Consider the following 13,789-nt stretch of genomic DNA (forward strand, 5'->3'; position numbering starts at 1 on the left):
GTCACGCCTTGATCCGCTCCATTTTCGGATCGTAAAGCGGCTGTAGCGAGACCTGACACGGCACGCGCCGGGTCGCAACCTCAAGCTCATACGTGCCAGAAGTGACAAACTCCGCATCAACCCCGTCCGGATTGCGGACATAGCCGTAGCCGATGGATTTACCCACCGTGTAGCCATAGCCGCCCGAGGTCAGCCAACCGACGCGTTTGCCATCCCGATAGATCGTCTCGCGGCCCAGCAGAACTACATCCGGGTCGACGGTGAAACAGGCCAGCATCTTTTTGACGCCTTCGGCCTTTTGTTTTTCAGACGCCGCGCGGCCTTTGAAGTCGATATCCTTGCGCAGCTTCACGGCCCAGCCCAACCCGCTTTCGAATGGGGTATGATCCGGCCCGATCTCTGCCCCCCAGGCGCGATAGCCTTTTTCAAGCCGCAGCGATTCAATGGCGCGGTAGCCTGCGTTGACCAGACCATTGGGCTGACCCGCCTGCATCAGCGCGGCGTATACCGTCTGGGCGTATTCCACCGGCAGGTGCAATTCCCACCCCAATTCGCCCACATAGGTCACGCGCAGGGCTTTGACCGGGCAACCGGCGATGCCGATGGTGCGGATCGTGCCGAATTTGAACCCGTCATTCGAGACATCATCGCGCGTCACCGCCGCCAGTATATCCCGCGCCTTTGGTCCCATCAGCGACAGCACGGCGTTGGATGAGGTGATGTCGAACAGCTGGCAATTCATGCCTTTGGGGATATTGCGGCTGATCCAGTCGAAATCATGGGTGGCAAAGCCGGTGCCGGTGACGATGTAGAACTCATCATGCGCGACGCGGCCCACGGTCAGGTCACATTCGATCCCGCCCTTGTCGTTCAGCATCTGAGTGTAAGTCAGCGCACCCACGGGTTTGTCCACGTCATTGGCGCAGATCCAGCTCATCGCCGCCAGCGCATCCGGGCCTTTCAGGGCAAATTTGGCAAATGAGGTCTGGTCGAACAGCACCGCCGCCTCACGCGCTGCCTTGTGTTCCCGGCCCACGGCGTTGAACCAGTTCTGGCGGCCAAAACTGTATTCGTCCTTGGGTATTTCACCCAGCGAGGAATCCGCGTACCAGTTCGGGCGTTCCCAGCCCAGTTTCTCGCCAAAACACGCGCCCTGCGATTTCAGCGTGTCATAGAGCGGCGACTTGCGACAAGGGCGGCCCGAGTCATGCTCCTCATGCGGCCAACCCATCGTGTAGTGCTTGCCGTATGCCTCAATCGTGCGGGTGCGAACCCAGTCAGTATCGAAATGCGGGCGGCCAAAGCGGCGGATATCGGCGGACCACAGGTCAAAGGGCGGCTCGCCCTTATGCACCCATTCCGCCAGCGCCATGCCCGCGCCGCCGCCAGCGGCGATGCCAAAGGCGTTGAAACCCGCGCCAACGAAGAAATTGTTCAATTCGGGCGCTTCGCCGATGATGAAATTGCCATCGGGCGTAAAGCTCTCGGGACCGTTGGTCAGCGTTTTGACGCCTGCGTTTTCCAAAGCAGGCACACGACCCAGCGCCAGTTCCATCAACTGTTCGAAATGGTCGAAATTGCTGTCCAGAAGCGTGTAGTGGAAGCCTTGCGGAATGCCCTTGGTGGCCCAAGGGATCGGGTTCGGCTCGTACCCGCCCATGACCAGCCCGCCTACTTCTTCCTTGTAATAGGTCAGCCGGTCGGGGTCGCGCAGGGTCGGCAGGTTACCGGGCACGTCAAACGGTTCGGTGACCATATACTGATGTTCCATCGGCACCAGCGGAACGTTGACTCCAAAGCGCCCGGCAAAGGTGCGGGTCCACTGACCGGCACAGCAGATCACCTTTTCGCATTCGATGCGGCCATGTTCGGTGATCACGGCGCGGATCTTGTCGTCCTCGATCTCGATATCGGTGACCTTGGTGTCCTCGAAAATCTTCGCCCCGGCCATGCGCGCGCCCTTGGCCAGTGCTTGCGTGATGTCCGAGGGGTTCGCCTGACCATCCGTCGGCAAATAAGCCGCGCCGATCACGTCCGAGACATCCATCAGCGGCCACAGTTCCTGCGCCTCGGATGGCGTCAGAAGCTGCATGTCCAGACCAAAGGAATGCGCGGTGGTGGCCTGTCGTTTGACCTCGGTCCAGCGTTCCTCGTTACAGGCCAGCCGCAACCCGCCGTTCATTTTCCAGCCCGTCCCAAGGCCGGTTTCCTCTTCGATCTTGTTATACAAATCGACCGAATAGCCCAGCAATTGCGTGATATTCGCGTTCGAGCGCAATTGCCCCACCAGCCCGGCGGCGTGGAAGGTGGTGCCCGAGGTCAGTTTCTTGCGTTCCAGCAGCACCGTGTCGGTCCAGCCCAGCTTGGCCAGGTGATACGCGGTCGAGCAGCCGATGATCCCGCCGCCGATAATGACGGCTTTGGCTGTTTTCGGAAGGTCGGTCATGTCTGTCCTCAGGTATTTTTGAAATCAAGCAGGGCCGCGCGGAACCGCGCGAGGTTTTCAGCCGTGTAGGCCGCATAGTCAAAGTCGATATCCGAGGTGATCTCGGACACCATGCTCCACATCGTTTCGCGCAGCAGCGAGGCGCATTTCATCGCCGTATAGCGGTGGCGCAGGTCGTCGGTGACAGGGGTCAGGAAATAGGCTTCCAGCATCCAGTCCTCCTGTTCGGGGGAAAGCCCGTTGTTCGAGGCCAGCCCTCCCAGATCAAACAGCGGCGAGTTGAACCCGGCATAGTCGAAATCGATCAGCCACAGGCGGGTGCCATCGTCCAGAAAGTTGCCGCAGAGCAGATCGTTATGGCCAAAGACCATGTCATATGGCCCGGCCTCGGTTTCAAGCCCGTTCCCGGTTTGCACCAGTTCCGGGATCACGGCCGCATGGGTGCTGCCGCGTTCGGTCAGCGTCGCGGCATAATCGCGGATGACGTGGAACACCCAGAATACCAGAGACGGGCCGCGCAGGTATTTGGGCACCTCGATATGGCATCGCTTTACCAGATCCAGCACACGGGGCAGCATGTCGGGGTGGCACACATCCTCTTCCGTTAGGGTGCGGCTTGCGATGAACTCCAACACCGTTAGATCGCCCGAGGCATGGACCACCGCAGGCGAAAGACCTGCGGCGTGGGCGGCCTTGGTGGCGGCCATCTCGTTGAAGCGCATGACCTGATGCAGTGGGATATCGTCGCCGACACGCACAACATAGGACCCGCTGGTATCCGTAACCTTGTAGTTCACATTGGTGATGCCGCCGGTCAGCGGAGTGGCCTCGATCTCACCCTGCCAGATCGGCAGAGCATGGATGCGGGTCATCAGATCGGATTGGCTCATGTCAATTCTCCAGTCCAAAGCGGATGCGGGCCTGACGGGCGCTGGCGTTGATCAGCCGGTCGGCGATGATGGCGATGAAGGCAATCGACAGACCGGCCACCAGACCCCGACCGGTGTCGGCCTTGGTCAGGGCGATATAGACCTCTTGCCCTAGATCGCGGGTGCCGACGAGGGCGGTGATCACCAGCATCGACAGCGCCAGCATGATGGTTTGGTTGATGCCCAGCAGGATTTCCGGCAACGCCATCGGCAGACGGATATGGCGCAGCAGTTGCGCGCGGGTGCAGCCCGAGACCAGACCGGCCTCGATCAGTTCTTCGCTGACCGACCGTACCCCGTGCGCGGCATAGCGCACCGCTGGCGCCAACGCGTAAAGGACGATGGCGATCAGGGCGGTGAAATCGCCGACCCGGAACAGCATCACCACGGGGATCAGGTAGACAAAGCTGGGCAGGGTTTGCAGCGTGTCGATCAGCAGGTTGATGACCGTCCCGGCCCGTTTGTTCAACGCCGCCAGCACGCCCAGAGGCACCCCGATCAGCGTCGCCAAAATCACCGACGCGCCGCACAGATAGACCGTGACCATCGCCTTGGACCACAGACCCGATACAAGGATCAGCGAGGCCATACCGCCACACAGCAGCGCCAGCCGCCAGCCGCCCGCGTGCCAGCCCAGCAGGGTCAGCATCGCAATCGCCCATGGCCATGGGATGCCCAGCAGCACCGTCTTGATCGGGATCATGAACCACGTCAGGAAAAAGACCTTGATCGCCTCGAACGTGTCGAAATAGTTGACGTTCAGATATTCCACCGTGTTGTCCCAGAACGCGCCCGTCGTGATGGTCTGGCCTTCGGGATATTCCAGCAGCAGGGGCGAGAACTGGCCCAGCACCCATGTCAGCACCAGCAGGATCAGCACCAGAACCGTGCGGCGATGTCGTGCCACCCACGAGCCGGGAACTTCATGATGCACCTGACCCATACGCTCGGCAAAGGCCTGACTCAGCCGATCCACAGCGATGGCCAGCACCACGATGGCGATACCCGCCTCGAACCCCGCGCCGATATCCAGACGGCGCAGCGCGGCGAGGACGTCGAACCCCAGCCCTCCGGCCCCGATCATCGAGGCGATGATGACCATATTCAGCGTCAGCATGATCACCTGATTGACCCCCACCATCAGGCTGTGACTGGCCGAGGGCACCAGCACGCGCCACATCAACTGCCGTTGGGTTGTACCCGCCATGCGGCTGAAATCGAGGATTTCGGGGTCCACGCCCTTCAGCGCCAGCGTTGTGATCCGCACCATCGGTGGGGTGGCGTAGATGATCGTCGCCACCAGCGCCGAGATCGGGCCAAAGCCGAACATGAACAGGATCGGCACCAGATAGGCAAAGATCGGGATCGTCTGCATCAGGTCCAGAATGGGCGAGATGATCTTTTCGAACAGTGGGTGGCGATAGGCGAGAATGCCCAGCAGCAACCCTCCGCCCGCGCCAATGGGGACGGCGATCAGGACCGAGGCCAGCGTCACCATCGCGCTGTCCCATTGCCCGAAGACGGCCAGATAGATGAAACAGGCCCCAACCAGCGCCGCCAGCCCCCAATCGCGGCAATACTGCCCCAATGCGATCACGGCGGTGATCACCACGATCCAGCTGATCGCGGGCAGGATGACCTGCGCGTCATTGCCCTGACCGCTGACAAATCCGTCGGCCAGCAGGGCCAGCACCAGATTATAGGGCTGCTCGATCAGCCAGGCGATGGCGCGGGTGACATCGGTGAACGAGACCGGGCCAATCGCGGCATCCTCGATCAGCCAGGTCATTGCCGAGGAGATATAGGTCTTGAACGGGATCACCCAGGCCGAGGGGAACTTGGTCAGCCAGCGCGCATCCAGAGCCTTGCCCAGATCGCGGCCGAACCAGCCCAGCAGGATCGTGATCAGCACGAGCGACAGGATGGTAATCTGGCTGCGGCTCAGGCGGATCATGCGGCGTCCCCGTCACCGAACAGCACATGCGCCACGGCCTTGCGGTCGATGGCCCCGACGATCTGGCCGGTGTCGTCTGAAACCGGGATCGGCGCATCGGCCGCGATGATCCGTTCCGCCACGTCCGAGACGCGGGTAGATTGCGGGATCGGGTCGCCCTGACCATCCGCGCCGGGGGTCATCACGCCGCCAACGGTCAGAACCTTCGAACGGGGTATATGTTTCGTAAATTCAGCCACATAATCGGTGGCCGGGTGCATCACCAACTCTTCCGGGGTGGCGATCTGGATCACCTCTCCGTCTTTCATGATAGCGATGCGGTCGGCCAGACGGACGGCCTCTTCGAAGTCGTGAGTTATGAAGACGATGGTTTTGTGCAGCCGCTCCTGCAGGCGCAGAAACTCATCCTGCATTTCGCGCCGGATCAGCGGATCGAGGGCCGAGAACGGCTCGTCCAGAAACCACAGATCCGGTTCCGTCACCAGCGAGCGGGCGATGCCGACGCGCTGCTGCTGACCGCCCGAAAGCTCGCGCGGATAATAATCCTCGCGCCCTTTCAGCCCGACCAGTTCCACCACTTCGCGGGCTTTGACCTCGGCCTCAGCCCTGGGTGTGGCCTGAATGGTCAGCGGGAACATCACGTTCTGCAAAACGGTCAGATGCGGCAGCAGGGCGAAATGCTGGAACACCATGCCCATCTTGTGGCGGCGGATCTCGATCAGTTCCTTGTCGCTGGCGCGCAGCAGATCGGCATCGTCAAACAGAACCTCTCCGCCCGTGGGTTCGATCAGCCGCGACAGGCAGCGGACCAAGGTGGATTTGCCCGAGCCGGACAGGCCCATGATGATGAAAATCTCACCCTCGGCAATGTCGATATTGGCGTTTCGCACCGCGCCGATCACGCCCGCCTTGCGGATGTCATCAGCCGACGGGTTTGGATTTTGCCGCAGCAGCGCATCCGCATTCGGACCGTAGAGTTTCCACACGTTACGGCAGGACAATTTGGTCTTGGGGGTCATCTGGGACGTCCGATTGAAAGGCCGGGTAAGCCGGAGCGGTTGGGGAGAACAGGGTGACCGCTCAGGCCAATGCAGATTACTTGGAGATCCAGCCAGACCAGCGGTCTTTATTGGCCCCCATCCAATCTGCAACAACGGTATCAATCTCGACACCGTCCAGATCTGCCTTGCCGACCATCGCGCTCATCTCATCGTTATTGATGCTGTAGGCTTCGATGATGTCATACGCACCCGGCCATTTTTCCTGCAAACCGGACCAGGCCGCCTTCCAGATCGGGCCGCGCGGCTTGCCGCAGTCATAGGCCAGATCGGGATTCACCCCGACTGACGGATCGGCGTAGCATTCCGGGGAAAACGGCGGGAATTCAACGAATTCGCCATCATATTTTGCCGGTGCCCAATGGGGGACATAGACCCACAGCATGATTGGATCTTCGCGCTGATAGGCGGATTCCAATTCGGCAAACAAGGCCGCATCGGTGCCCGCGTGGACAACCTCGAACTCAAGCTCCAGCGCTTCGACACGCTCTTCGTCGAACCCGCCCCAGGTAACAGGACCACCTACATAGCGCCCGTTTGGCGCGGTTTCGGCGGTGGCAAATTCCTCGGCGCAGTCTTTCAGCGCCTCCCAGTTCGGCAGGCCAGGGCAGCGGTCTTTCATGTAAGTCGGATACCACCATTCCTCGATCGCCATCAGCCCGGTTTCGCCCACATTGACCACATTGCCCGAGGCTGTCGCCTCATCCAGCGCCTCGCGCCCGGTGGTTTCCCAGATCTCCATCGCCAGATGCAGATCGCCGGTTTTCAGACCCGCAAATTGGGCGATGTAGTCGGCCTGCACATATTCGACGTTATACCCTGCCTCTTGCAGGATCGAGCCCATGATCTTGGTGTTGATCAATTGCCCTGACCAGTCATGCAGCGTCAGCTTGATCGGGTCCGAGGATTCCACAGCCCCCGCCGAGGTCACGCCCGCAACCGCCAAAGCCAATACGCTAAGTCCCAGTTTGAGTTGCATTATACCATCTCCCTGTCGTGGTTTTTCTTTGTGAATCGGTGGTATTATTGAAAGACGACCACATTGTGGGGTTTTGTGTCAATAAAAACCACGTTAAGCCACACAATTACTCTCAAGTTAAAACCTAACCGCGCAAATTCTGGCAATTTCGTTGCTTTATGTGGTAGTTGTGGTACCCCTAGTGCCAACTACTGCCATCACCATGGACCCAATGAACCTGAAAACCACAAATCAGCGAGAAGATGAGATTTTGCGCGCCCTGTTCCGGTCGGGCGGATCCTGTCGGGTCAGCGTGCTGGCCAATGAACTTGGCGTGACGCTGGAAACCATCCGCCGCAATGTGCGCAATCTGGAAGAGCGCAGTATCGTCCGCAAAGTCCATGGCGGCGTTCATCTGGTCGAAAACCTGCTGGAACCTTCGCTGGAAAGCCGGTTGGACAGCAAGGTCGACGCCAAGGAAAAGCTGGCCAAAGCCGTCGCCGAGATCATCAGCGACGGGGATTCCCTGTTCCTCGATATCGGGTCGACGACAGCCTATGTGGCGCAGGCCCTTCGGGATCATAAGGACCTGTTTGTGGTGACAAATTCAGTTGTCGTGGCCAACACGCTGGCCGCGCATAACAACAACCGCGTGTTCATGGCCGGGGGTGAGTTGCGCCCCCACGACGGCGGCGCGTTCGGGGTGGAAGCGCAGGAGTTGATCAGGCGACTGAACGTCCGCTTTGCGATCCTGTCGGTCGGGGCGGTAAACTCCGATCTGGGCTTCATGCTGCATGATTTACAAGAGGCCAACCTGGCCCGTATCGCAATCGACAACGCGCAGGTGCGTGTGGTGGTGGCCGATGGCGAAAAGCTGGGCAAACGGGCGCCCGTGACGCTTGAGGTTCCGACGAAGATCAACCTGTTTTTCACCGACACGCAGCCGTCGCAGGGCATTCGCGACATGTTGGCCGAGAACGAAATCGATCTGGTGGTAAAGGATTAGCCTTCGCGTTTCTGGGCAATGATCCAGACCGGATGGTAGGTCAGCGGCACGCCCTGCCCGTCGCCGAATTCCGTCCAATAGTCCTGTTCGAACCGGGCCAGCGTCGACTTGGTCCAGGCACGTTGCGCGCGGCCATTCACGCCGGTGTTCCGCAGGTGTCGCAGCACGTCGCGCGGGGTGGCAAAATAGGAGGGCCGCAGACTCTCACCCGCGGACTTGACGATCAGCACATCTTCAATAGCTGCGCGCATTTCATCCGCCCCGCACAAGCCCGGTGCCTGCGCAGCGGATCCGATCTGCCGCAGTTCCTGATACTGTTTCGGGCCAAAACCGGATACGGCAAGCCAACCGCCGGGGGCCAAGGCCTTGGCCGCTTTGCGCAGCAGATCAGCCGGGTTCTCCATCCACTGGATCATCGAGGCAGATACCAACAGATCGATATACGCGGGCCAGGATACCTGCCGCGCGTCACCTTCGATAAATCCGGCATCCACCGCATGTGCCGTTTCGCGGGCCTGCGGGGCGATGTCGTTCAGACTCAGGTGATCAACCGAGAACTGCGCGCGCAACAAACGGCTCAGATGCCCTGTGCCGCAGCCCAGCTCGAACCCCGCCCGATACTGATTGGGCGCGCCCAGCCGGTGTAACTCGTCCACCAGCTTCTCGGCCACCCAGGCCTGCTGGCTTGCCGCATCGTGATAGGTGTGAAAACTGCGGCTGAAACTGCGTTGCACCTTGTCTGTAAGATGGACTGTCATGCAAACCACTCCGCCCAGCTTTGACCCGCTGCAAACGGGACATGAGGGGTATCGACGCGCCGGATAATGTCTGACCGATCCGTCCATGCGGCCTCTTGCGCGGTGGTGGGGATGACGCGATCCCGCTGAGGTATCCAGATGCGGTCAAAGCCGGGATCGTGGGCCGCGCCCCGATCGATCACGGCAAGCAGTTCGTCACGTGCGGCGGCAATGTCCAGCGCGGGCGCAGACCCGACCAATCCGGCCCGGCGGCAGAACTTGGTGAAACTCGCATTAGACAGGTTATCCGCCGTTGCCCGGATCATCTCGGGTGCGATGCCAAATTCAGCGCTGGCCGGGTTCAACGTCCCGCTGACGGCAACCAGCCGGTCAGGCCGGAAACCGGTCTGCGCCAGCCAATGCGCTGCCGAGGCGACCCCGAAGGAAAAGGCCAGCAGGTGAACGCGCTCAAACCGCTCAAGCGGCAGGGGCGCGTCAATCTGCGTGTAGCCTTGGATCAGCAACAGGTTGTCCGCATCGGTCAGACCATCAAAAGGCGCAGCCCCCAGTGCCCAGCCCCCGAAGACAAGGGTCAGGTCGGTTCCGTCCGAGCGTGACAGCCACTGATGCTTCACTGTGCACCTCCGGCCAGCGCGACCATGGCCGCCGTGACGCGGCTCAGCTCATCAGCCGAGATGATGTAGGGCGGCATCGTGTAGATGTTGCGCGCAAAGGGGCGCAGCCAGACGCCGGTTTGCGGGGCAAGGCGGTGCGCGACCCGGGGATCAACCGTATCCTTCATCTCAATCACGCCAATCGCGCCCAGGACCCTGACATCGGCAACACCCGGCAAGTGGCGGGCGGGCTCCAGTTCAGCCCGCATCTGGTTTTCGATTGCAGCCACCTGCCCTGTCCAATGACCTTCGGCCAGAAGGCTAAGGCTGGCCGAACCCGCGACACAGGCCAACGGGTTGGCCATATAGGTCGGGCCATGCATGAAAACGCCCGCCTCGCTGTTGCCGATTCCATAGGCGATTTTCTCGCTGGTCACCGTCGCCGCGAACGAAATATGCCCGCCCGTCAGCGCCTTGCCCAGACACAGGATGTCAGGTGTTACACCCGCATGATCGATGGCAAACAGTTTGCCGGTACGGCCAAAGCCGGTTGCAATCTCGTCAAAGATGATCAGAACGTTGTGGGCGTCACACAAGGCCCGCGCCGCGCGCAGCCATTCGGGGTGATAGAAATACATCCCCCCAGTGCCCTGCACGACGGGTTCAAGTATCAGTGCCGCAAGCTGGTCGCCCTTTTCGTCAAGCAGGCGTTCCAGCGGTTCAAGACCGTTTTGCGCCGAATCCTCAGGCCATTCGTCATCCAGCCGCACATGCGGGCGCGGCAGGAAGTGCTGGATCGACAAGGCACCACGGAACAGCCCATGCATCCCGGTGACCGGGTCACAGACGCTCATCGCTTTCCACGTATCACCGTGATAGCCGCCCCGGACGGTGGCAAACTCGACCTTGCCGGTGCGGCCATGGGCCATCTGATACTGCAACGCCATTTTCATCGACACTTCGACCGAGACCGAGCCGCTGTCGCAGTAGAAAATCCGGTCCAGCCCCTCGGGCAGCATGTCAACCATCCTGCGCCCCAGATCGATGGCCGGGTTATGGGTCAGACCGCCGAACATCACATGCGGCATCTTCTCCAGCTGGCGCTGCATGGCCGAGGTAATCACGGGGTGCTTATGCCCATGGATCGCGCACCACCATGAGGACATGGCGTCGATCATCTTCGCCCCGTCTTCGCGGTACAGATACACCCCCTCGGCCCGGTCGATCAGGTGCATCGGGCCGGGATCAGCCACGTTGGTATAGGGGTGCCACAGGTGGCGGGCGTCAAAATCCAGCGGGGTCATAGCGCCCCCCGGATGGCATCGACATCGATGGCCTGGAATGCGTTGGCCAGAGCGTCACGCGACAGGTCGGGCAGCATGGGCAGACGCCCCAGATGGCGCACATCGCACATCTGGACGATGGTCTGTTCCACATCCGGCTCGGGTTCGCCCACAAAAGCCACGCCCACCACCTGGCACCCTGCATTTCGCAGCGCCATCAGAGACAAAGTGGTGTGGTTAATCGTGCCCAAAGCGGTCCGCGCGACCAGTACAACCGGGGCCTCCCATTGCGCGATCAGGTCCAGATAGAACAGCTTGCGGTTCAGCGGCACCATCAGGCCCCCTGCCCCTTCGACAACCAAGGGCCCGTCAACCTGCGGCAGGGACAGGCGCTTTGCATCGATTTCCAGCCCCATATCCTCGGCGGACAGATGGGGTGAGGCGGGCATGTTCAGTCGGTAGGCCTCGGGCAGAACTTCGGCACCGGACAGGTCCCGAACGATGTCGGTGTCAGTGGCGTCTTCCAGCCCCGACTGCACCGGCTTCCAGTATGTCGCACACAAGGCAGCGGTCAGCCCGGCAGAGAAGACGGTTTTGCCGACACCCGTATCGGTGCCGGTGACGATCAGCGCGCTCATGCGGCCTCCGATTGCTGTTGGGCCAGCGCGGTGAACAGGGCCGAGATGTCGGCGTGATCCACATTGCCGGTGATCGAGATCCTCAGGCGCGACGTGCCGCGCGGAACGGTGGGCGGGCGGATGCCGCGCACGTCAAAGCCTCGCTCTTGTAGGGCCGAGGCCATAGCCATCGTGCGCGCCTCATCGCCCAGAATGACCGGGATGATCTGGCTGTTCAGGGCGGTTTCGGCGACGCCCTGCTGGCGCGCAACCGAATGCGCATGGCGAATGCGGCCCTGCGCGGCCTGTATCAGCCCTTCGTCCGAGACCAGCGCCTGCAAAGCTGCGCGCACCAGCGCTGCGTTCAGCGGCGAAGGAGCGGTTGCGAAGATGAACGGTCGTGCGCGGTTGATCAACGCGTCGATCATCACCCGAGGTCCGCAGATCAATCCCCCGGCGACACCCAACCCTTTGCCGCAAGTGTGCAATGTCAAAAGTTGCGCGTCCAGATCATGCGCCAGACCTTCTCCGTGCGCGCCATAGACGCCGGTGGCGTGCGCTTCGTCCACAACGAGAATCGCATCGAATTCCCGTGCAAGGGTCGCGAAATCCGATAGCGGGGCAAGATCACCCTCCATCGAATAGACGCTTTCGACGGCAAGCCAGATTTGCCCGGTGCCCCCTGCCGCACGCCATTCTGCCGCCACCGCCCGGGCATCGCTTACATCATTGTGCCGGAACGACCGCAGATCCGCGCGGCTGGCGCGCATCCCTTCATGGGCGCTGGCATGGACCAGCGCGTCGTGCAGAACCAGATCATCTGCCGCCGGAAGGGTGGAAAAGATCGCCTGATTGGCCTGAAACCCGCCGCCCATGAACAGGGCAGCCTCGGCACCGAAAAACGCGGCGGCCTCATGCTCCAGCACTTCGTGTTCGGGGTGGTTGCCGCGCAGCAGGCGCGACCCGCCGGACCCCACTGGCACGCCACGCGCCACCGCGTCCTGCGCGGCGTCCCGCAACAGTTGCGAGCTCGCCAGCCCCAGATAGTCGTTCGACGCAAAGTCCAGCCCTTTCGCCGCCGCCAAATGGCGACGACGATGGCGCGCATCCAGCGTGCCAAGCATCGACTCCAGCCGATCGACTGCTGTCATTCGGCAGCTTCCGTCTGCGCGTGATCTTCTGCCGTCTCGGGCTGAATACCCAGCTTGGCGAACAGGATCGAATCCACATCCTCTTCGGGGTTTTCGGCCGTCAGCAGCGTCTCACCCACAAAGATCGAGTTCGCACCGGCAAAGAAACACATGGCCTGCATCTCATCGCTCATGTCGCTGCGACCGGCGGACAGACGCACATAGGATTTCGGCATCAGGATCCGGGCCAGAGCGATGATCCGCACAAACTCAATCGGGTCAATCGGCTCGGCATCGGCCAGGGGCGTATCCGCCTGCGGCATCAGCATGTTGATCGGAACCGAATCCGGTGCGGGCTGCATGTTGGCCAGCGTCAGCAACATGTCGATGCGGTCGCCCGAATGCTCACCCATGCCCAGAATACCACCCGAGCAGACCTTGATCCCGGCTTCCTGCACCCGGTTCATGGTGTCGATCCGGTCGCTGAAGGTGCGGGTGGTGATGACTTCGGAATAATAGCGTTCCGACGTGTCGATATTGTGGTTGTAATAGTCCAGCCCGGCATCGCGCAGTTGTACGACCTGAGTGTCATCCAGCATGCCCAGCGTCATGCAGGTTTCCATACCCATCGCCTTGACGCCTTCGACCATGGCGACCAGCGCAGGCATGTCGCGGGGCTTGGGCTCGCGCCACGCCGCCCCCATGCAGAACCGCGTCGCGCCGCCATCCTTGGCTTTCTTCGCCTCGGCCAGAACGCGCTGGATCTCGATCAGTTTCGACGCCGGCAGGGTCGAGCCGTTGCGGGCCGATTGCGAGCAATAGGCGCAATCCTCGGCGCAGCCGCCGGTTTTGATCGACAACAGCTTTGAGGTCTGGACCTTGTTGGGATCAAAGTTCTCGCGATGCACGGTTTGTGCCCGGAACAGAAGATCCATCAACGGAAGGTCATAGACAGCTTGCGCAGTTTTGCGGGTCCAGCCGGAGTGGGGGATGATCATTTTATCTATAAAATTTCCTGCAGCTTGCGTTGCTTTGGAGTTATTATCGATAAAATGTG

12 protein-coding genes are annotated in these 13,789 nt (G+C 61.1%); 1 reads left to right on the forward strand and 11 read right to left on the reverse strand.

The features are described 5' to 3' along the window. Position 1: 1 nt before the first annotated feature. The 5 genes from ACR0MO_RS11990 to ACR0MO_RS12010 all read right to left on the reverse strand — a co-directional run bounded on the left by ACR0MO_RS11990 (position 2) and on the right by ACR0MO_RS12010 (position 7,366). Complete coding sequence (locus tag ACR0MO_RS11990) at positions 2-2,446, reverse strand: GcvT family protein (RefSeq protein WP_480891443.1); 2,445 nt, start codon at positions 2,444-2,446, stop codon at positions 2-4. Between the two features lie 8 nt (positions 2,447-2,454). Further along, a complete protein-coding gene (locus ACR0MO_RS11995) occupies positions 2,455-3,336 on the reverse strand; it encodes a phosphotransferase (protein ID WP_480891446.1) in 882 nt (293 codons plus the stop codon). 1 nt (position 3,337) lies between these two features. Further along, entirely contained in the window at positions 3,338-5,329 is a 1,992-nt protein-coding gene (locus ACR0MO_RS12000; protein WP_480891448.1) for an ABC transporter permease, read from the reverse strand. Then, positions 5,326-6,348, reverse strand: coding sequence for a quaternary amine ABC transporter ATP-binding protein (locus ACR0MO_RS12005; RefSeq protein WP_480891450.1), 1,023 nt, complete (start codon positions 6,346-6,348; stop codon positions 5,326-5,328). The genes ACR0MO_RS12000 and ACR0MO_RS12005 overlap by 4 nt, the downstream gene beginning before the upstream one ends. Positions 6,349-6,424: 76 nt before the next feature. Continuing rightward, a complete protein-coding gene (locus ACR0MO_RS12010; RefSeq protein WP_170453845.1) occupies positions 6,425-7,366 on the reverse strand; it encodes an ABC transporter substrate-binding protein in 942 nt (313 codons plus the stop codon). A gap of 181 nt (positions 7,367-7,547) precedes the next feature. Here ACR0MO_RS12010 and ACR0MO_RS12015 point away from each other — a divergent pair, with 181 nt between their 5' ends. Beyond that, positions 7,548-8,351: a DeoR/GlpR family DNA-binding transcription regulator gene (locus ACR0MO_RS12015; RefSeq protein WP_480891453.1), complete on the forward strand. Its 804-nt coding sequence runs from the start codon at positions 7,548-7,550 to the stop codon at positions 8,349-8,351. Here ACR0MO_RS12015 and ACR0MO_RS12020 read toward each other — a convergent pair. The 6 genes from ACR0MO_RS12020 to bioB are packed head-to-tail and all read right to left on the reverse strand — an operon-like array spanning position 8,348 to position 13,730. Next, positions 8,348-9,109: a methyltransferase domain-containing protein gene (locus ACR0MO_RS12020; protein ID WP_170522695.1), complete on the reverse strand. Its 762-nt coding sequence runs from the start codon at positions 9,107-9,109 to the stop codon at positions 8,348-8,350. The genes ACR0MO_RS12015 and ACR0MO_RS12020 overlap by 4 nt on opposite strands. Further along, positions 9,106-9,723: a pimeloyl-ACP methyl esterase BioG family protein gene (locus ACR0MO_RS12025; RefSeq protein ID WP_170522692.1), complete on the reverse strand. Its 618-nt coding sequence runs from the start codon at positions 9,721-9,723 to the stop codon at positions 9,106-9,108. Before ACR0MO_RS12025 ends, ACR0MO_RS12020 begins: the two co-directional genes overlap by 4 nt. Beyond that, positions 9,720-11,006 (reverse strand): adenosylmethionine--8-amino-7-oxononanoate transaminase, encoded by a 1,287-nt coding sequence (bioA, locus tag ACR0MO_RS12030; protein ID WP_480891457.1) that lies wholly within the window; start codon positions 11,004-11,006, stop codon positions 9,720-9,722. Before bioA ends, ACR0MO_RS12025 begins: the two co-directional genes overlap by 4 nt. Then, positions 11,003-11,623, reverse strand: coding sequence for a dethiobiotin synthase (gene bioD / locus ACR0MO_RS12035; protein WP_170453851.1), 621 nt, complete (start codon positions 11,621-11,623; stop codon positions 11,003-11,005). Before bioD ends, bioA begins: the two co-directional genes overlap by 4 nt. After that, positions 11,620-12,753: an 8-amino-7-oxononanoate synthase gene (locus ACR0MO_RS12040; RefSeq protein ID WP_170736049.1), complete on the reverse strand. Its 1,134-nt coding sequence runs from the start codon at positions 12,751-12,753 to the stop codon at positions 11,620-11,622. The genes bioD and ACR0MO_RS12040 overlap by 4 nt, the downstream gene beginning before the upstream one ends. After that, positions 12,750-13,730: a biotin synthase BioB gene (gene bioB / locus ACR0MO_RS12045; RefSeq protein WP_170453854.1), complete on the reverse strand. Its 981-nt coding sequence runs from the start codon at positions 13,728-13,730 to the stop codon at positions 12,750-12,752. Before bioB ends, ACR0MO_RS12040 begins: the two co-directional genes overlap by 4 nt. Between the last annotated feature and the right edge of the window lie 59 nt (positions 13,731-13,789).

It is taken from the genome of Ruegeria sp. K5 (assembly GCF_056531805.1).

Bases quoted from the DNA above. Each gene is read 5' to 3' on its own strand.
- bioD (WP_170453851.1), bottom strand. From the start codon at position 11,623: ATGAGCGCGCTGATCGTCACCGGCACCGATACGGGTGTCGGCAAAACC.
- bioB (WP_170453854.1), bottom strand. From the start codon at position 13,730: ATGATCATCCCCCACTCCGGCTGGACCCGCAAAACTGCGCAAGCTGTC.
- ACR0MO_RS11990 (WP_480891443.1), bottom strand. From the start codon at position 2,446: ATGACCGACCTTCCGAAAACAGCCAAAGCCGTCATTATCGGCGGCGGG.
- ACR0MO_RS12040 (WP_170736049.1), bottom strand. From the start codon at position 12,753: ATGACAGCAGTCGATCGGCTGGAGTCGATGCTTGGCACGCTGGATGCG.
- bioA (WP_480891457.1), bottom strand. From the start codon at position 11,006: ATGACCCCGCTGGATTTTGACGCCCGCCACCTGTGGCACCCCTATACC.
- ACR0MO_RS12010 (WP_170453845.1), bottom strand. From the start codon at position 7,366: ATGCAACTCAAACTGGGACTTAGCGTATTGGCTTTGGCGGTTGCGGGC.
- ACR0MO_RS12020 (WP_170522695.1), bottom strand. From the start codon at position 9,109: ATGACAGTCCATCTTACAGACAAGGTGCAACGCAGTTTCAGCCGCAGT.
- ACR0MO_RS12000 (WP_480891448.1), bottom strand. From the start codon at position 5,329: ATGATCCGCCTGAGCCGCAGCCAGATTACCATCCTGTCGCTCGTGCTG.
- ACR0MO_RS12005 (WP_480891450.1), bottom strand. From the start codon at position 6,348: ATGACCCCCAAGACCAAATTGTCCTGCCGTAACGTGTGGAAACTCTAC.
- ACR0MO_RS11995 (WP_480891446.1), bottom strand. From the start codon at position 3,336: ATGAGCCAATCCGATCTGATGACCCGCATCCATGCTCTGCCGATCTGG.